Source organism: Streptococcus koreensis (assembly GCF_003627135.1).
Lineage (GTDB): Bacteria > Bacillota > Bacilli > Lactobacillales > Streptococcaceae > Streptococcus > Streptococcus ilei.
On sequence record NZ_CP032620.1, the window covers coordinates 638,342 to 656,947 of the forward strand.

The following is an 18,606-nucleotide window of genomic DNA, read 5'->3' on the forward strand; positions in this document are numbered from 1 at the left end:
CAATTGAGAGGCTAGGACTTTTGCCCCAGCCTCTTTTTATTTATCAGGCTTTCCCTTGTAACTGACGGTTGATGTCATCCACTTTCTTTTTATTGAGGTAGTAAGAGACAGCCCAGACAATGAGATAGACGAAGCTAAACTCAAGAATGACAGAGAGATAAAAACTGATTTGCATTGGGAACCAACCACCCAAGGTTGCTAAAGGTAGGAAACCAAAGAGCATTAAGAGGTAGTGGCTGACGGTCGCGCGCAACAAACTCCAATCTTTGTTGAAAAGGACACTCCCCAAGCTGAAGAGGAGTCCGATGCCAGCCCAGATAAGGGTACAATAGAGCATAACAAGGGATCCATGAACTTCGTGGGCTTGCATCCACTGGCCGACAACTGAGCTAGGACTGAGAGGCGTATAAGTGGAAGGGGAGTTTAAAAAAGAAAAGAGGATAGAGAGGATGAGACCGATCAAGATCCCTTTCAGAGCGTTGGTAAAATGGTTTTTCATCATGAGAGTTTCTCCTTAATAGCTTTTAAATAACGACGAGAGGAGTAAGTCATCCTTCCGTTTTTGAGATAGATTTGAACCGATCCGCTACCGGTAAAATGCAGGTGATCGATTTCTTTGGTATTGATAATTTCAGATTGAGAAATTTTTAAAAAGTAGATGGGCAAATCTTCAGAGAGTTGGTAGAGCGGACCTGTGAGGATGAAGTGGTCATCCTTTGTTTCCCCCACCACTTGCCGGTTTTCAATATAGAAACGATGAAACAAGTGGGTCTCTACAAGATAGGTTTCCCCATCCTTTTTCGCTCGCAAGCGTTCCCTCTGGTCCAATTCCTCTATGAATTGTTGGACTTTATGGATGCGTTCGCTAGGTTGTGGCGCTGTGATAGCTACGCCTTCTTCTTGAAAATGGGGGTCAATGGTAACTGTTACTTTCATACAAATCCCTTCTAACTGATTGACGTCAGGTAAGCGATCCGCTAGCAGGACCTCTTGCTTACAATTCTATTAAACACTTTTTCAGGCATCAAGACAAGGTTTTTTGCATATTCGGTCATTTTGTCTGTCTATCTGGTAGAAGGCCAGTATCTTTCGTGGAGCTAGGGTATAAGGTTTTATAAAGAGAGGCCTTCCCTGGAGATATGGTATAATAGTTCTACCTATGCGCGTATAAAAGATAAGAGGGGAAGCTATGTCACAGATTATCGAATTACCAGAAATTCTAGCCAATCAGATCGCTGCCGGTGAGGTCATCGAGCGCCCTGCTAGTGTGGTCAAGGAACTGGTTGAAAACTCCATCGATGCAGGAGCCAGTCAGATTGTCGTAGAGATTGAAGAAGCGGGCTTAAAGACCATTCAAATCACGGATAATGGACAGGGGATTGCCCACGAGGAAGTGGAATTAGCCCTTCGTCGCCATGCGACTAGTAAGATCAAGAGTCAAGCGGATCTCTTTCGGATTCGGACCCTAGGCTTCCGTGGCGAGGCCTTACCCTCCATTGCCTCTGTCAGTGTTATGACCATCCTAACAGCTCAGGAAGGAGCCAGTCATGGAACCAAGCTCGGGGCTAAAGGGGGCGAGATCACTTCTCTTGAGCCAGCGACTAGTCCAGTGGGGACCAAAATTAAGATCGAGGACCTCTTTTTCAATACACCAGCCCGCCTCAAATATATGAAGAGCCAACAGGCAGAGTTGTCCCATATCGTCGACATTCTTAACCGCCTGAGTCTGGCCCATCCAGAGATTGCCTTCACCTTGATCAATGACGGCCATGAAATGACACGGACGGCAGGGACGGGAAATCTCCGCCAAGCCATCGCAGGAGTCTACGGCCTTGCTACCGCCAAGAAAATGGTTGCCATCGAGACAGGTGATTTGGACTTTGAAGTGTCCGGCTTCGTCTCTTTGCCAGAACTGACCCGGGCCAATCGCAACTATATTAGCCTCTTTATCAACGGCCGTTACATCAAGAATTTCTTGCTTAACCGGGCTATCTTGGATGGCTATGGTAGTAAACTCATGGTCGGACGCTTCCCGATAGCGGTCATCAATATCCAGATTGACCCCTATCTAGCTGATGTCAATGTCCACCCGACCAAGCAAGAGGTACGTATTTCTAAAGAACGAGAACTGATGGGCTTGATCTCCCAAGCGATTGTTTCCGCTTTGAAAGAGCAAGATCTGATTCCAGATGCTTTAGAAAATCTGGCCAAATCGACGCTTCGTCGAACAGAAAAGCCAGTTCAGACCAGTCTCCCCCTAAAAGAAAATAGCCTCTATTACGACCGAGACAAGGGAGATTTCTTTGTCCGTCCAGAGGTTGGGGAATCTCGGCCAAGTGGTGAAATAAGCCCAGAGCAAACGGTTCTCTTTGCTCCAGAAGAGGGAAATCAGGAGACTAAGTCACCAGCCATCAAGTTTGCGGAGCGAAAGGCGCCTCAGTACGACCAACTAGACCACCCAGAGTTGGATCTGGCTAGTCTAGACAAGGCCTATGACAAGCTGGAGGGAGAGGAAGCATCGACCTTCCCAGATTTGGAATATTTTGGCCAGATGCATGGGACCTATCTCTTTGCCCAAGGCAATGGGGGTCTCTACATCATTGACCAGCATGCGGCCCAAGAGCGGGTCAAATACGAAGAATACCGGGAGAGCATCGGGGACGTAGACGGTAGTCAGCAACAACTGCTGGTTCCTTATATCTTTGAGTTTCCTGCGGACGATCTGATCCGCCTGCAACAGCGCAAGCACCTCCTAGAAGAAGTGGGAGTCTACCTGGAAGAATATGGAGTTAACCAGTTGATCCTGCGGGAGCATCCGATTTGGATGAAGGAAGAAGAGATCGAGTCGGGCATCTATGAGATGTGTGACATGCTCCTTTTGACCAAGGAAGTGTCCATCAAGAAGTACCGAGCAGAGTTGGCTATCATGATGTCTTGCAAACGCTCCATTAAGGCCAATCACACCCTGGATGATTACTCCGCGCGCGACCTCATCTACCAACTGTCCCAATGTGACAACCCTTATAACTGCCCTCATGGTCGTCCGGTCTTGGTCAACTTCACCAAGTCCGACATGGAAAAGATGTTCCGTCGCATTCAAGAAAATCACACCAGTCTGCGGGAATTGGGCAAATATTAAACAAAGAATAAAGGAATCTTATGTACGAATACATTAAAGGAATCTTAACGAAAATCACCGCCAAATACATCGTGGTGGAGACAGCTGGGATCGGCTATCTCTTGCATGTGGCCAATCCCTATGCCTACTCTGGCAAAATGAACCAAGAGGTGCAAGTCTATCTCCATCAAGTAGTCCGTGAAGACGCTCACCTTCTCTATGGCTTTGCGACCGAAGAAGAGAAAAAGCTTTTTTTGAACTTGATCTCGGTCTCTGGAATTGGCCCAGTCTCAGCTCTAGCCATCATCGCTGCGGATGACAATGCAGGCCTTGTCCAAGCCATCGAAAGTAAGAACATCACCTACTTGACCAAGTTTCCGAAGATTGGTAAGAAAACAGCCCAACAGATGGTCTTGGATCTAGAAGGTAAGATTAATCTTGATCTAGAAGATACACCGGCTCAGACTAAAGTTAAAGCATCCGAGGAAAATCAAGCTCTTGAAGAAGCTATGGAAGCCATGTTGGCTTTGGGCTACAAGGTGACGGAACTCAAGAAAATCAAGAAATTCTTTGAAGGTACGACCGATACAGCAGAGAACTATATCAAATCAGCTCTTAAGATGTTGGTGAAATAGGAGAAGTCTATGCCAAAACGCTGTGACTGGGTTAAAATGAATAACCCACTATATGTAGCCTACCATGATGAGGAGTGGGGCCAGCCCCTCCATGACGACCACGCCCTTTTTGAGTTGCTTTGCTTAGAGACCTATCAAGCTGGTCTGTCTTGGGAGACGGTGCTCAATAAACGTCAAGCTTTCCGTGAGGCTTTTCATGGCTATCACCTTCAAGGTGTCGCAGAGATGTCGGATGAGGAGCTGGAAGCTTTGTTAGACAATCCAGCTATCATTCGAAATCGAGCCAAGATCTTTGCGACACGGGCTAACGCCCAGGCCTTTTTACAAGTCCAAGCAGAATTCGGCTCTTTTGATGCCTATCTATGGTCTTTTGTTGATTGGAAAACCATCGTGAATGATGTTCCGGATTACCGGCAGGCTCCTGCGAAGACAGCTCTTTCCGAGCAGTTGGCTAAAGATCTCAAAAAGCGTGGTTTCAAGTTTACAGGTCCCGTTGCAGTTTTGTCATTTCTACAAGCTGCAGGTTTGGTTGATGATCATGAGAATGATTGTGAATGGAAAAGTGGAAATAAGTGACGTTAGATGACTAGAACATCAGAGAATATAGAAAAAGCTGAGAGTCTTATCTCAGCTTTCTTTGTTATAGTCAAAGTGGATGACTTGCTTCTTTGCATCTACATGGGCGTGGACTCCGAAGGGGACAATTGTTCTTGGAGTTGCGTGTCCGACATTCAGATTATAGACAATCGGGATATTGCTATCAATGGTGTCCATTAAAGCCTCCTTATAGTCGTCATAGAAGGTTTCATCCATAGGTTTTCCGATCAAGAGTCCACTAATGACTTCAAATATCCCAGTTTCTTTTAAAGCCTGCAACATTTTTTTGAAATCATCAGGTTCAGGCTTTTCTTGACTTGTTTCTAGCAATAGAATCTTTCCTTCCCAGTCGGATAAGTCAGGGAAAAGTTTGTATTTTTGGCAGAGGTCTGTGCTATCTGCGTGTAGAGAGTTGTCAAAAATATCATAGAGAGACTCAAGACAACCACCGAGGATTTCTCCCTCAAACTGAGCATTGCCTTGTAACAAGTCAAAACCTGTATTTGCATGTCTGACACGAGGTGTTCCCAAGGCTTTGGGACTAAAATCAGTCCGTTCCTCATACCAAACGTCACTAGGTCGAATTTCTGAGATTCTTCCCGTCTCAATCAATTCTTTGAAGTAGAGGAGGCTATATGGCAACATTTCTTTGTCTAACTCACAAATGTCTGCTAGAAATGATTGGCCGTAAAAAGTCTTGATTCCTAGTTTATGCAACATGAGATGGTTCATGGTCGTATCCGAGAAACCGAGAAAAATCTTTGGTTTGATAACCTTTTGTAGTTGGTCATTTTCAAAAAGATAAGGTAGCAAGCGATAGGTATCGTTTCCACCAATGGCGCATAGGATCATGTCGATGCTATCATCAGAAAAGGCCTGAATCAAATCCTCTGCACGAGCTTCAGGATGTTCTTTGATAAAATCTAAGCCTTTTAGCGAATGAGGTAAAAAGATAGGGTTGAGTCCGAGGTCCTTGAGACGTTGAATACCCAAGTCCACTTCGTGCTTGACAAAGTCTTCACCCATAGTCCCACTAGATAAACTTATAATACCAATAGTAGAAGTCATATATTATCCTCCTAAAAATAAATTGATGCTATTGTATCATAAAAAATGATAGAAAAATATAAGGAATAGCGTTAGAGATACGATTTTATGTCAATAAAGCAACAGAAAAATAACCGCTCGATGTGCTTACTTCAGAATATAGGCAAGCCCTTTTAGAAGTTGGTTACCACGTAGTTAAATCTCTTAGGAATGTTGATGTAACGGATTTTATAAGAGTTTTTTACTTTATAATACTCTAAAAGAAAAAGATTGAAGAAAGTTACCTAAAATGAACTTTTTCTTCAACCTGTTTTTAAAATAATTTAGGAAATTGTGTTACAATGAAGAAAAATTACGAATAGTATAAGTGGAGGCATTATGAAAGCAGAGATCATTGCAGTGGGAACCGAAATTCTCACTGGACAAATTGTCAATACCAATGCGCAATTCTTATCAGAAAAGTTGGCCGGTCTAGGGATCGACGTTTATTTCCAAACTGCAGTTGGAGATAATGCAGATCGTCTCTTGTCTGTTCTTGCGATTGCGCGTGATCGAAGTGATCTCGTTATCCTCACAGGAGGTCTCGGACCGACCGAAGACGATCTGACCAAGCAAACCCTGGCCCAATTCTTGGATAGAGACTTGACCTTTGATCCCGAAGCAATGGCCAAGTTGGATCGCTTCTTTGCCAGTCGGCCAGACCATGTCCGAACTCCCAATAATCTGAGACAAGCTCAAATAGTAACGGGATCTACGCCCCTCCAAAACCTAACCGGTTTGGCAGTGGGAGGGATGATCGAAGTAGAGGGCGTTAGCTATGTGGTCTTGCCTGGCCCTCCGAGTGAATTGAAACCTATGGTTACGGATGAGTTGGTGCCTCTTCTAGCGACAGGAGAGAAGCTCTATTCACGTGTCTTGCGCTTCTTTGGGATTGGGGAAAGCCAGCTGGTAACCGTCTTGGCAGATGTGATCGATAGCCAAACAGACCCGACCCTGGCCCCTTATGCCAAGACCGGAGAAGTCACCTTGCGCTTGTCAACCAAGGCTTCGTCACAAGAACAGGCAGATCAGAAATTGGATCATCTAGAGCAAGTGATTCTCCGTCATGAGACCTTGGATGCCCAATCCTTGAGCCAGCTCTTCTATGGCTATGGAGATGACAATTCCCTAGCTGAGGTGGCTTTTAAACTCTTGCGCGAGCGGGGCTTGACCCTGACTGCAGCGGAGAGCTTGACGGCCGGGATGTTCCAGTCGACTCTGGCTAATTTCTCAGGAGCCTCAGCGGTCTTACCGGGAGGTTTCGTTACCTACAGCATAGAGGAAAAGAGCAAAATGCTCCAAATTCCCCTAACTGAGTTGCAAGCACATGGAGTGGTCTCTGCCCATACAGCTGAGCGGATGGCGGCACAAGCCCGTCTCTTAACAGGGGCTGACTATGGAGTCAGTCTGACAGGTGTTGCTGGTCCAGACAGTCTGGAAGGGCATCCAGCAGGGACTGTCTTTATTGGAATTGCGGGCCCTAAAGGAGTCCAATCGATCAAGGTCAATATCGCTGGCCGGAGTCGTATGGATGTTCGTAAAGTCGCAGTCCTCCATGCTTTTAATCTGGTACGCAAGACTGTATTATTAGATGAAAATTTGCTATAATAAAAAGAAGGTGTAAAACACTACGCTTTGAATATAGGAGAAAAGAATGGCGAAAAAACAGAAAAAATTAGATGATATCTCAAAGAAATTTGGAGATGAGCGTGAAAAAGCCCTCAATGATGCCCTGAAGTTGATCGAAAAAGACTTTGGTAAGGGTTCCATCATGCGTCTGGGCGAACGCGCAGAACAAAAAGTACAAGTCATGAGCTCTGGTTCCTTGGCTCTTGATATTGCCTTGGGTGCTGGTGGTTATCCAAAGGGTCGGATCATCGAAATCTATGGTCCAGAATCATCAGGTAAAACAACCGTTGCCCTTCATGCAGTAGCGCAAGCACAAAAAGAAGGAGGCATTGCTGCCTTTATCGATGCCGAGCATGCCTTGGACCCATCTTATGCAGCAGCTCTCGGGGTCAATATTGATGAGCTCCTCTTGTCTCAACCAGACTCAGGGGAACAAGGACTTGAAATCGCGGGTAAATTGATCGACTCAGGTGCCGTTGATTTGGTCGTGATCGACTCTGTTGCTGCTTTAGTACCACGCGCAGAAATCGATGGAGATATCGGTGATAGCCACGTTGGTTTGCAAGCACGGATGATGAGCCAAGCCATGCGCAAACTCGGAGCTTCGATCAATAAGACCAAGACCATTGCCATCTTTATCAACCAATTGCGTGAAAAAGTTGGGGTCATGTTTGGGAACCCTGAAACAACTCCTGGTGGTCGTGCCCTTAAATTCTACGCTTCTGTTCGTCTAGACGTCCGTGGAAATACCCAGATCAAGGGAACGGGTGATCAAAAAGATACCAACGTTGGTAAAGAAACCAAGATCAAGGTTGTGAAAAACAAGGTAGCTCCACCGTTCAAGGAAGCTATGGTTGAAATCATGTACGGAGAAGGAATTTCACGTACAGGCGAATTGCTGAAAATTGCAACAGATCTTGATTTGATCCAAAAAGCTGGTGCTTGGTATTCTTATAACGGTGAGAAGATTGGCCAAGGTTCTGAAAATGCTAAGAAATACTTGGCAGACCATCCAGAAATTTTTGATGAGATTGATCACCAAGTGCGCGTACGCTTTGGTTTGATCGATGATGACACTGCTGTAGTTGCACAAGATGAAGTAGCTGAAAGCTCACTTGTTGAAGAAGTAACACTAGATCTTGATGATGCAATTGAGATTGAAGAGTAATTTTTTTCAAAATAGGTCGAAAGACTGATGGTTTTTATGGTATAATATACTACAATGTTATTATCGTGTGGCGAAAGGAGTGCATACATGATTAAAATTTACACAGTTTCAAGTTGCACGAGTTGTAAAAAAGCCAAAACTTGGCTAAATGCTCATCAGTTGATCTATAAAGAACAAAACCTAGGTAAAGAAGGGATTACAAAAGAAGAATTACTCGATATTTTGACCAAAACAGAAAATGGAATTGCAAGTATCGTCTCTTCAAAAAACCGATACGCTAAGAATCTAGGAGTCGATATTGAAGACCTCAGCATGAATGAAGTTATCGATATCATCTTAGAAACACCACGAATCTTGAAAAGCCCTATCCTAGTGGATAACAAGCGACTTCAAGTTGGTTATAAGGAAGACGATATTCGGGCCTTTTTACCACGTTCTGTACGAAATGTTGAAAATGCGGAGGCTCGCTTAAGAGCAGCCCTATAAGAAACAAGTAGCCAATCGTTTAGCTACTGAGAAGAGTCGAGATCCTACGATCTCGACTTTTTCTTTTGTGTCTCGATAAAGAATCCACAAAAAATGCTTGTAAGAATGTTTTTGCGGGGGATTCTATGGTACAATACTTCTGTGGGGAAAATCCCTTTATAGAAGCTTATTAAAGGAGAAAACATGAAAAAGAAGCTTATTTGTCTAGGAGTCTTGCTCCTGACGTTGACAGCTTGTGGACAGAAGAAACATGGGAAAACCGATTCTTCCAGTGTTCAAAAATCCAACAGTGCTAAAATTGAATCATTTAATAAAGAAAATCGAAATCTGTTAGAGAAGGCGGAAGAGCAGCAAGTCTTTACCAAACATTTTGTTCTTCCAACAGATGAGAAAGGTATTCGCCAAGAACAGACCATCACTTATCAAGGGGAACAATTACAAAAATTGGTCATGACCAATACCACTCCTGCCAGTGATGAATTGAAAAAAGCCATTCAAGAGGTCGGTCTCGAAGAAGCCCAACGATTGATGGTAGAGTCGATGGACAAGGATGAACAACTCCGACAGGCGCGGGCCCTTCCAGGTTTTACAATTGAACTGACCCTACCAAATGAAAATGAATACCAAACGGTCATTACTTATGATTTCACCCAGTTGGATACGAAAAAAGCGTTGGAGTTAGAGTACTTCAAAACAGCCAATGTTGCAGATTTGTTGAAGTTGACACCAACAGAATATATGAATAATCTACTCCGTAATGGAGCAAAAGAAGAATAAGGAGAAAAACGTGAAAAAACTTTTATTACTAGTCGTTGCAGGATTGCTTGTCTTGGTCGGTTGTGGGAATTCTCAATCAAAAGGGGGCAAGTCCTTATCGAAAGATAGCGTCGTCACTCGGACCTTTAAGATCGATAGAGATGTCGATGAGGTTGACGAGGTAGGTAAACAGGAAATTACAGTGACAGTATCCTACCAAGGAAAGAAATACAAGAAAGTTTCAATCAAACTAGCGACTCATGTGTCGGATGAATTTAAAGCCGAAATCAAGAAGTTGATCGATGCTGAGGATGATAAAGAGGGTGCCAAGCGAGCCTTGATTGAGGGCTATGAAGGAGAAGGGGGCATTGATGAACTAAGAGACTACGATGGGATTACCGTGACATCAGATTGGACAGGTGAAGCAATGGTCTCTGAGATTGAGATTGATCCTGATAAAGTAGACTTTGATGACATTAAAAACAGTGAAGACTTAGGAGAAATTTGCAAAATGATCAAGACTTACTCTCCAACGCTCTTCATCAAAAACATGGAAAAAAATGGCTTTAAAGAAGTAAAATAATGTCATTGAAAAATGCAGAAGATTGCTTTCAAAAATAAGTGATAAAAAGTCCAAGAAAGCCCGTAAAATCAATATTTTTCGTTTGAAAAGGTATGGAAATTATGGTATAATAGTACTAATATAAAGAAAGAGGGTGGTATTGTGGGATTTACAGACGAAACAGTACGTTTCAATCTTGACGATTCAAACCGTAAAGAAATTAGTGATACATTAAAGGATGTCTACTTATCTTTGGATGAGAAGGGCTACAATCCAATCAATCAAATCGTTGGTTATGTACTCAGTGGTGATCCTGCTTATGTACCTCGTTATAACAACGCTCGCAACCAAATTCGTAAGTACGAACGAGATGAAATTGTTGAAGAATTGGTTCGTTACTACTTGAAAGGGCAAGGGATCGATCTCTAATGAGAATTATGGGACTAGACGTTGGCTCGAAGACAGTCGGAGTAGCCATCAGTGATCCATTAGGTTTTACTGCTCAAGGTCTGGAGATTATTCAGATTAATGAGGAGAAAGGAGAGTTTGGCTTTGACCGTCTCTCTGAACTGGTGAAGGAATACCGGGTTGATCGCTTTGTCGTTGGTTTACCCAAAAACATGAACAACACAAGCGGCCCTCGCGTGGAAGCGAGTCAAGCTTATGGGAAGCGTCTTGAAGAGTTATTCAACTTGCCGGTTGAGTATCAGGATGAGCGTTTGACGACCGTTGCGGCGGAGCGAATGCTGATTGAGCAAGCAGATATCAGCCGAAATAAGCGTAAAAAAGTCATTGATAAATTGGCTGCCCAGTTGATTTTACAAAATTATTTAGATCGAAAATTTTAGAAAAAAGAGGAAATAAGATGGCACACAATCATGATCATGATCACAACCATGACGAACGCGAATTGATTACATTGGTGGATGAGCAAGGAAATGAAACCTTGTTTGAAATTCTTTTGACCATTGATGGAAAAGAAGAGTTTGGTAAAAACTATGTTCTTTTGATCCCTGCAAATGCAGAAGAAGATGAAAATGGTGAAGTAGAAATCCAAGCATATTCATTTACTGAAAACGAAGACGGAACAGAAGGCGACCTTCAACCAATCCCAGAAGATTCAGATGATGAATGGAACATGATTGAAGAAGTCTTCAACAGCTTTATGGAGGAGTGATACAGTCTGGGAGACTGTATCACCCCAACTCCAAGAGACTGGAAAGAGTTGGTAAGTTCAGTGAACATTTTTACCCTTGCGTTGAAAATGCAGACCGCAAGTAAATCCAGTGGATGTTTTTACCCCAACTCCTAGAAATTAGAAGAGTTGGAACGTCCGGGGGACGTTTTTACCCTTGCGCTAGAAACAAAAAACGCAAGCAAGTCTGGGAGACTGTATCACCCCTGCGCAAGAAATACAAACCGCAGGAACATCCAGTGGATGTTTTTAGCCTTGCTTCAAAAAACACTTGAAGCGGCGGAATAGCGATCAAAGAAATAGCGGAGCGTGAGCCAGTAATATGGTTTGATCGCTCTTTTCTTTTAGGAGAAAGAAATGAATCAAATTGAAGAATGGATGAATAGTCGGATTGGACTCAATTTTCGTTCAGGCTTGGGGCGCATGCAACAGGCTGTAAAGCTCTTAGGGAACCCTCATGAAGCCGTTCCGATGATCCATGTGACAGGGACAAACGGGAAGGGATCAACCATTGCTTTTATGCGCCAACTATTCCAGCAGCATGGTCTGAAAGTCGGGACCTTTACTTCTCCGCATATCGTTAGTATGCATGATCGGATTTGTATAAATGGGCAACCGATTTCGGATCAGGATCTGATTCGCTTGGGTCAGAGAATCCAAGCAATGGAGTCTCAGCTTCTCGAGACTCACGACCAACTCTCCTACTTTGAGATTGTCACCCTCTTAGCCTTTTTGTATTTTCATGAGCAAGAAGTAGACTTGGCCTTGATTGAGGTTGGGATCGGAGGGCTTCTCGATACAACCAATGTCATCACAGGAGAAGTAGCAGTGATTACCTCAGTAGGTCTGGATCATCAAGAGACCCTGGGAGGAAGTCTAGAGGCCATAGCTGCTCAAAAAGCTGGAATCTTTAAAGCAGGGAAGCCGGCTGTTATTGGTCCACTGGCTGAAGAGGCTGAGCAAGTCTGCATAGAAAAGGCCAAAGCAACAGGCTGTCCGCTAGCTCGCTATGGAGAAGATTTCCAACTGGTAAAGGGTGTCTTCCAAGATGCCCGGCATCGGTTTGATTCACTAAAAGTGGGGCTCAATGGAGCTTACCAGGAAGAGAATGCTACGGTGGCTCTCGAAGCCTTTCTCCTCTTTATGGAGCAGAGAGGGAAGCTGGTCGATGAAAACTGTGTTCGGGAGGCTTTGCAAACGACTAGCTGGCCGGGTCGTCTGGAAAGCTTTGGCCAAGGAGTCTATCTAGATGGCGCTCACAACCCTCATGCTATCCATCGATTGGTCGAATATGCGCGCACCTTTTCAGATAAACGGGTGAAAATCCTCTTTGGTGCGTTAAAGCGCAAAGATTACAAGGGGATGTTGGAGATCTTTTCAAGAGACTTGCCGGAGGCGGACTTAACGGTGACGACCTTTGCTTATGGGGAAGTTGTCCAAGAGGCGGATGGCTTAGGCTATCCTTATGTAGCTGATTTCAGAGATTACTTACAGGATTTTTATAGCCGACAAGATGGCCAAGAGGTGCTATTTGTCACTGGCTCACTCTACTTCATTTCAGAAGTACGCGCTTATCTACTAGAGCAAGGAAAGAATCCTTTATAGGCAGTAACCCTCATCGGTCAGTCATAAAGATTGACCGAAAACTACCTCTATCGTATACTAAAGGTGAGCCACAAATGAACGGGGAAGTCCGTTAAAAAAGTTGGCGCGAAAGGAGACCATCCATGGCAAAGAAAATGACTGTTTTATTAGCAACAGCTACAGTCCTCCTACTTGGAGCGTGTTCAAATCAGCAAACACCATCGCAAACGAATACTCCATCAAGTGTGACGACAACAACGGCGACTTCTTCTAAACAGACAACAACCAGTCCGCAGGTGAACCAAACTGGTCTTGACGGAACCTATATGGGAATGGATGAAAGTGATCAAGTGACTCTCGTCATCACTGGTGATTCAGGGACTTGGACAGCTGTAGAGGCAGATGGAGAGCAAGAGCTGAAACAGGTCAAGCTAGATGCTGCCAACCAGATCATTTTTATCGGAGATGATGGTTACCGCTATCAATTGGAGGGGCAACAATTGACCCTGAAAGAAGCGGACCAAGACTTGGATGATCAGGATACAATCGTTCTGACCAAGCAATAAAATAGCAGAAGAGAGGCTGGGACAAAAGTCCTAGCCTCTCAATTGTCTTTGGATTGTCGAGCAAGACGCAGTGGTTGAGTGGGCTCTACTAGGCTGATTTCATCAGCTTTTACAGCCCTACTCAACTGTGCGGAGGTGGGACGACGAAATCGAATTCTAACGAATGACCGATTTCTGTCCCACTCTCTTTTTCATTTTATCGGGTTTGCGCTCCCTTCTTAGAACTGGTATACTAGTAGGGATTATAAAAGAAGGAGAATGAGGGTGAGTTTTCGAAAGATTCGATTGTTAATGTCCAAATATGGGTTCAGTATCCTCTTTATGGGGTTCGAACTCTGGCTGTCTTTTGCGGCCTTCTTTTGGCTTAATGAATGGTTCCCAAATTGGATGTCTGTCACTATCATGGTCCTCTTGTATATCTCGACCATTTTGGCGATCGTCAACCGCAATATGCCTCCAGAGAGCAAGGTGACCTGGCTCTTGATTGCCGTCATCCCCGTCTTTGGTTCCCTTCTTTACCTCATGTTTGGGGAGCGTCGTCTGTCCAAAAAAGAAATGGTTCAGTTGGAAAATATGGAGTCCATGAATTTCCGTGAGGACAACAGCCGCGAGCTTCGCCTCCAGTTAAAGGAAGAGAGTAAGGCCGTTTATGGGGTGGTCAAGTCTATTCTATCCATGGACCACAATGCAGACCTCTACAACGGGACAGCTTCGACCTTTTTCCCACTAGGGGATCAGATGTTTCCACAATTGTTGGAGGATTTGCGCTCAGCCAAGAAATTTATCTTTCTCGAATTTTATATCATCGAGGAAGGTCTGATGTGGAACAGCATCCTAGATATCCTACTTGAGAAAGTTAAAGAAGGGGTCGAAGTGAAGCTGTTATACGATGATATTGGCTGTATGGCGACCCTCAAGGGAAACTATTCCAAACGCTTGCGCAAGTTAGGGATTGATGCCCATAAGTTTAACAAGGTGGTGCCACGATTAACGGTGTCCTATAACAACCGAGACCACAGAAAGATATTGGTCATTGATGGTCAGATTGGCTATACAGGTGGGGCCAACCTAGCGGATGAGTATATCAACCAGAGAGAACGCTTCGGCCATTGGAAGGATAGTGCAGTGCGCTTGGACGGTCGAGCCGTCAAGGCCTTGACGCGACTTTTTCTCATGAACTGGTACATTAACCAGGGAGAAATTGAAGATTTTGATAAATACCATATGGAAAACCAAGCGGTAGATGGTGAAGGTTTCTATATCCCCTTTGGTAGTGGACCGAAACCGATCTATAAGTCCCAGGTTGGTAAGGCTGTGTATCAGAATATCATCAATCAGGCAACGGACTATGTCTATATTACGACCCCTTATTTAATCATTGATTATGATTTGACAGAAGATATTCGAAATGCGGCACTCCGAGGCGTTGACGTACGCATCGTGACCCCCTCCATTCCGGATAAAAAGTTGATCCAAATCGTTACACGAGGGGCTTATCCAGACCTGATGGAAGCAGGGGTAAAAATCTATGAGTACACTCCAGGCTTTATCCATAGCAAGCAAGTATTGGCCGATGATGAAGTCGCAGTAGTCGGGACCATCAATTTTGACTATCGGAGTCTAGTCCATCACTATGAGAATGCTGTCTGGATGTATCGAAGCCCAGAATTGACCAAGATCCGAACTGATTTTGAAGAGATTTTCTCCGTGTCTCAGCAGATCAAATTGGACACTTTCCGAATCACCTGGTACCAGTATTTGATCAAAGAGATTATGCAGTTATTTGCGCCCATGCTATAGGCGATGAGATCCCTCCGCAAGAGAAGGGGTCTTTTTTATTACGAAGTAGAGACAAAATATTACAATTTATTTACGTAGGCTTGTCTAAGAATGTTCAGGGAGGCTATTTTTGGTATAATGAACATAATCTATAAAAAATAAGGAGAACTTATGAAAAAGCTCGTAAAATATGGTGTCTTACCAGCCTGCTTGTTGTTGTTGGCAGCTTGTTCGTCAAAGCCAGCTACTGAGAAAAAAGCAGCCAAAGAGGATAAAGTAGAACAATCTAGTGAGTCAAAAGAGGAAAAAACAAAAAAACAAATTGAGAAAGATGGAGATATCATTCTTCGTGCCATCTTCACTGACCATTCTTCTGGTTTCACAACCTTGATGGGAACGTCAGTTGACAAGTGGAAAAAACAAATTACCGAAAAATTTGTTGATGAAAATGCCTCAAAATATCTACCTGCAGAAGACTTCACACTTGAACTCTCAACTGAAACATTCACGCCAGAAAAAATCTTAGAATTGTTTGACCAAGCTCGTTTCAAAGTGCTAGCAACTATTGGTGATGACTATGAAATCACTAAGGTTGAAGACGAAGGAGATACTGCGACAGTTACGTTCAAATCTCGTGCCATTGCAACACGTGACTTGGCTAACTTGATCAACCGTGCAAAATCTAGTCTTTTTGAAAACGGAATTGAAGATGTTAAAAAATTAGAAGACAACACAGATCCAGATCTAGAAAAACGCTTGTCTCTATTGAACAACTTCTTGTTCTATTATGCCTTTGACCGCTTGAATGAAGACTTTGGTTACATCGAACCACGCGAGTACACTTTGGAATTGACGAAAACCAAAGAAGGACGTTACATCCTTAGTGATGAAAGCTTCCTTGAATTGCGTAAGGAAATCTTTGTAAACGAATACTCTGCTGATGGAGCTGAAACTCGTAAAGGAAGTAATACCTCAAAGAGTGATTCTTCAACTAGCAAGGATTCAGACACAGGTTCAACCTCAAAAGATAAAGTATAAACCCATAAAAAAGGTGAGGAAACTCACCTTTTTTATTTTCCCATTTCTTTTTCCCGTATTGCTGTACAGGGAGCTCAGAATAGTATAAAATTAATAGTGGAGAATTGGGCATAGATTCCGATTTTTAGGATGATTTTATGTTATAATATTTAAGAAAATAGTATGGGGGATGAAATGAATCGAAGTAGAAAAAACAAACGTTCAACCAGAACGAGCAGTTGGGATCAGCTACGTATTGTCAATAGTGGTCTCTGGGTCTTAACGCTACTTGTGGCTGGACTCTTTCTTTATAATATCTTTAGCTACAATATCCTAGCTTTCCGTTATTTGAATATCCTTGTGACGGCCTTGCTAGTTGGCGGACTTTTTTTAACCTTGGGTTTGATCCTTGCAGGCAAGGCTAAAAAGACGACGCTATTTTTATTGGTTCTGGGCTTGCTAGGGACCTCCGTGGGGACCTATGTTACCCAGCAATTGGTCGATGTCGCTGGAAATGTGAACCGAAATGCCAACTATACGGAATTTGAAATGGCTGTCTATGTCAAAGCGGATAGTCCAATCCAAGATATCAAAGAAATTAGTAGTGTAGCGGCACCTACGGGGAATAACAATGCAGACGATCTTCAAGCCTTGGTAGAGGAAGTGAAGAAAACGCGCCAGCATGACTTGACGATTGAAGATGTGGAATCTTATGTGGCAGCTTACCAGGCCCTACAAGAAGACAAGACAAAAGCCATTGCCTTGAATAGTACCTTTGAAGATACCATTGCAAGTGTGGATGCTGACTATGCGAAAAAACTAAAGAAAATTTACTCCTATAAGATTCGCCGTCAAGTTGAAACCAAAGCTAAGGCGGATGCGAATGCGGACACCTTTAACATCTATGTCAGTGGGATTGATACTTACGGTCCAGTCACTTCGGTTTCTCGATCTGATGTCAATATTATTATGACGGTCAACCGAAAGACCAAGCAAGTCTTGTTGACCACCACTCCGCGTGATGCCTATGTACCGATCGCCGATGGCGGAAACAACCAAGGGGATAAATTGACCCACGCTGGGATTTATGGAGTAGATGCATCTATTCATACCCTAGAAAATCTGTATGGCATCAAGATTGACTACTATGTCCGTTTGAACTTCACCTCCTTCTTGAAGCTTGTCGACTTAGTCGGAGGGATTGATGTAGAAAATGATCAAGAATTTACAAGTCTACACGGGAACTACCACTTCCCTGTAGGAAAAGTCCACTTGGATTCGGAACAGGCCCTTGGCTTTGTCCGTGAACGTTACTCTCTCGAAGGTGGAGACAACGATCGTGGGAAGAACCAAGAAAAAGTGATCGCAGCCATTATCCATAAATTAACATCGACCAAAGCATTGAGCAATTACAATGAAATCATTTCTGGTTTACAAGATTCCTTGCAAACCAATATGCCCTTGCCAACGATTATGAATTTGGTGAATACCCAGTTGGAGACTGGCGGAAGTTACAAGGTGACTTCACAAGCTGTCACTGGACAAGGACGAAATGATTTGCCTTCATATGCTATGCCAGGATCCGCCCTCTACATGATGGAGCTGAATGCTGATAGTGTGGCACAAGCCAAAGAAAAGATAAACCAAACCATGGAAGGAAAAAACAATGATTGATATTCATTCACACATTGTCTTTGATGTGGATGATGGACCAAAGACGATTGAGGATAGCAAGCTCCTCATCGAGGAAAGCTACCGTCAGGGGGTTCGTACCATCGTTTCGACATCTCATCGTCGAAAAGGGATGTTTGAAACCCCAGAAGAAAAGATCTATCAAAACTACTTGGCAGTAAAAGAGATGGTGGAGACCTATCTGCCAGAAATGACCTTGCATTTCGGAGCAGAAATCTACTATACGCGAGATATCCTAGAAAAGCTAGAAGCTGGGACCATTCCAACGCTGGCTGAGACCAGCTTTGCCTTGATTGAATTTAGTATGGCGACGCCTTACAAGGAGATTCATCAAGCCTTAAGTGCAGTCTTGCGCTTAGGAGTGACTCCGGTGGTTGCCCATATTGAACGGTACCACTGTTTGGAAAAGAATGAAAAACGGGTGCGGGAATTGATCCGAATGGGATGCTATACCCAGATCAATAGTTCTAGTGTCCTCAAGCCTAAACTGTTTGGTGATCGCTACAAGTTCATGAAACATCGTGCCCAATATTTCTTGGACAAGGACTTGGTCCATTTTGTTGCAAGCGATATGCACAATGTCGACCAGCGCCCTCCATACATGGAAAAAGCTTATCAGTTGATTGAAAAACGCTACGGTAGTGACCGGGCACGTGCCCTCTTTGTTGAAAATCAACAAACATTATTGGATAACGAATTATTTTAACAATCAAGTTCCATCACGGGGATTGAAAAG

General features: G+C 43.7%; 20 protein-coding genes. 17 read left to right on the top strand and 3 right to left on the bottom strand.

Annotation, left to right across the window (positions count from 1 at the left end; all coding sequences use genetic code 11):
* Positions 1-43 precede the first annotated feature (43 nt).
* Positions 44-502 (bottom strand): DUF3021 domain-containing protein, encoded by a 459-nt coding sequence (locus D7D50_RS03450; RefSeq protein WP_120701475.1) that lies wholly within the window; start codon positions 500-502, stop codon positions 44-46.
* Complete coding sequence (locus D7D50_RS03455) at positions 499-936, bottom strand: LytTR family DNA-binding domain-containing protein (RefSeq protein ID WP_120701476.1); 438 nt, start codon at positions 934-936, stop codon at positions 499-501. The genes D7D50_RS03450 and D7D50_RS03455 overlap by 4 nt, the downstream gene beginning before the upstream one ends.
* Positions 937-1,189: 253 nt before the next feature.
* On the opposite strand from D7D50_RS03455, the gene mutL reads away from it, so the two are divergent.
* Genes mutL through D7D50_RS03470 form a run of 3 tightly spaced genes read left to right on the top strand, consistent with a single transcriptional unit; the run spans position 1,190 to position 4,329 of the window.
* Positions 1,190-3,139 (top strand): DNA mismatch repair endonuclease MutL, encoded by a 1,950-nt coding sequence (gene mutL / locus D7D50_RS03460; RefSeq protein ID WP_120701477.1) that lies wholly within the window; start codon positions 1,190-1,192, stop codon positions 3,137-3,139.
* 20 nt (positions 3,140-3,159) lie between these two features.
* Entirely contained in the window at positions 3,160-3,753 is a 594-nt protein-coding gene (gene ruvA, locus D7D50_RS03465) for a Holliday junction branch migration protein RuvA (RefSeq protein WP_120701478.1), read from the top strand.
* A 9-nt stretch (positions 3,754-3,762) separates the two neighbouring features.
* Positions 3,763-4,329: a DNA-3-methyladenine glycosylase I gene (locus tag D7D50_RS03470; RefSeq protein ID WP_120701479.1), complete on the top strand. Its 567-nt coding sequence runs from the start codon at positions 3,763-3,765 to the stop codon at positions 4,327-4,329.
* A 51-nt stretch (positions 4,330-4,380) separates the two neighbouring features.
* Here the strand turns inward: D7D50_RS03470 and D7D50_RS03475 are convergent, their stop codons facing one another.
* Positions 4,381-5,418: a S66 family peptidase gene (locus D7D50_RS03475; protein WP_120701480.1), complete on the bottom strand. Its 1,038-nt coding sequence runs from the start codon at positions 5,416-5,418 to the stop codon at positions 4,381-4,383.
* 357 nt (positions 5,419-5,775) lie between these two features.
* Between D7D50_RS03475 and D7D50_RS03480 the strand changes: the two genes are divergently transcribed.
* The 14 genes from D7D50_RS03480 (at position 5,776) to cps4B (ending at position 18,576) form a co-directional block, all read left to right on the top strand.
* The gene (locus tag D7D50_RS03480; RefSeq protein WP_120701481.1) at positions 5,776-7,044 is read left to right on the top strand and encodes a competence/damage-inducible protein A; all 1,269 of its coding nucleotides are present in this window, start codon (positions 5,776-5,778) and stop codon (positions 7,042-7,044) included.
* A 46-nt stretch (positions 7,045-7,090) separates the two neighbouring features.
* A complete protein-coding gene (gene recA, locus D7D50_RS03485; RefSeq protein WP_117744824.1) occupies positions 7,091-8,233 on the top strand; it encodes a recombinase RecA in 1,143 nt (380 codons plus the stop codon).
* A gap of 87 nt (positions 8,234-8,320) precedes the next feature.
* Positions 8,321-8,719, top strand: a complete 399-nt coding sequence (gene spx, locus D7D50_RS03490; protein ID WP_006595399.1) for a transcriptional regulator Spx — start codon at positions 8,321-8,323, stop codon at positions 8,717-8,719.
* Between the two features lie 183 nt (positions 8,720-8,902).
* Positions 8,903-9,496 (top strand): SP0191 family lipoprotein, encoded by a 594-nt coding sequence (locus tag D7D50_RS03495; protein WP_120701482.1) that lies wholly within the window; start codon positions 8,903-8,905, stop codon positions 9,494-9,496.
* Positions 9,497-9,506: 10 nt separating this feature from the next.
* Positions 9,507-10,058, top strand: coding sequence for a hypothetical protein (locus tag D7D50_RS03500; protein WP_120701483.1), 552 nt, complete (start codon positions 9,507-9,509; stop codon positions 10,056-10,058).
* 141 nt (positions 10,059-10,199) lie between these two features.
* Positions 10,200-10,466 (top strand): IreB family regulatory phosphoprotein, encoded by a 267-nt coding sequence (locus D7D50_RS03505; protein WP_006597020.1) that lies wholly within the window; start codon positions 10,200-10,202, stop codon positions 10,464-10,466.
* A complete protein-coding gene (ruvX, locus tag D7D50_RS03510) occupies positions 10,466-10,885 on the top strand; it encodes a Holliday junction resolvase RuvX (protein WP_117744821.1) in 420 nt (139 codons plus the stop codon). The genes D7D50_RS03505 and ruvX overlap by 1 nt, the downstream gene beginning before the upstream one ends.
* Positions 10,886-10,902: 17 nt before the next feature.
* The gene (locus tag D7D50_RS03515) at positions 10,903-11,214 is read left to right on the top strand and encodes a DUF1292 domain-containing protein (RefSeq protein ID WP_006595405.1); all 312 of its coding nucleotides are present in this window, start codon (positions 10,903-10,905) and stop codon (positions 11,212-11,214) included.
* 375 nt (positions 11,215-11,589) lie between these two features.
* A complete protein-coding gene (locus D7D50_RS03520) occupies positions 11,590-12,837 on the top strand; it encodes a bifunctional folylpolyglutamate synthase/dihydrofolate synthase (RefSeq protein WP_120701484.1) in 1,248 nt (415 codons plus the stop codon).
* Between the two features lie 122 nt (positions 12,838-12,959).
* On the top strand, positions 12,960-13,382 hold the full coding sequence (locus tag D7D50_RS03525; protein WP_120701485.1) for an SP_0198 family lipoprotein: 423 nt from the start codon (positions 12,960-12,962) through the stop codon (positions 13,380-13,382).
* A gap of 264 nt (positions 13,383-13,646) precedes the next feature.
* Positions 13,647-15,182 carry a cardiolipin synthase gene (gene cls, locus D7D50_RS03535; protein ID WP_117744818.1) on the top strand — a complete coding sequence of 512 codons (1,536 nt, stop codon included), beginning with the start codon at positions 13,647-13,649 and terminating at the stop codon, positions 15,180-15,182.
* Positions 15,183-15,332: 150 nt separating this feature from the next.
* Entirely contained in the window at positions 15,333-16,199 is an 867-nt protein-coding gene (locus D7D50_RS03540; RefSeq protein WP_174705351.1) for a hypothetical protein, read from the top strand.
* Between the two features lie 174 nt (positions 16,200-16,373).
* Complete coding sequence (gene cpsA, locus D7D50_RS03545; protein WP_042507535.1) at positions 16,374-17,852, top strand: LCP family glycopolymer transferase CpsA; 1,479 nt, start codon at positions 16,374-16,376, stop codon at positions 17,850-17,852.
* Entirely contained in the window at positions 17,845-18,576 is a 732-nt protein-coding gene (gene cps4B / locus D7D50_RS03550) for a capsular polysaccharide biosynthesis protein Cps4B (protein ID WP_023024693.1), read from the top strand. The genes cpsA and cps4B overlap by 8 nt, the downstream gene beginning before the upstream one ends.
* Positions 18,577-18,606: the final 30 nt, after the last annotated feature.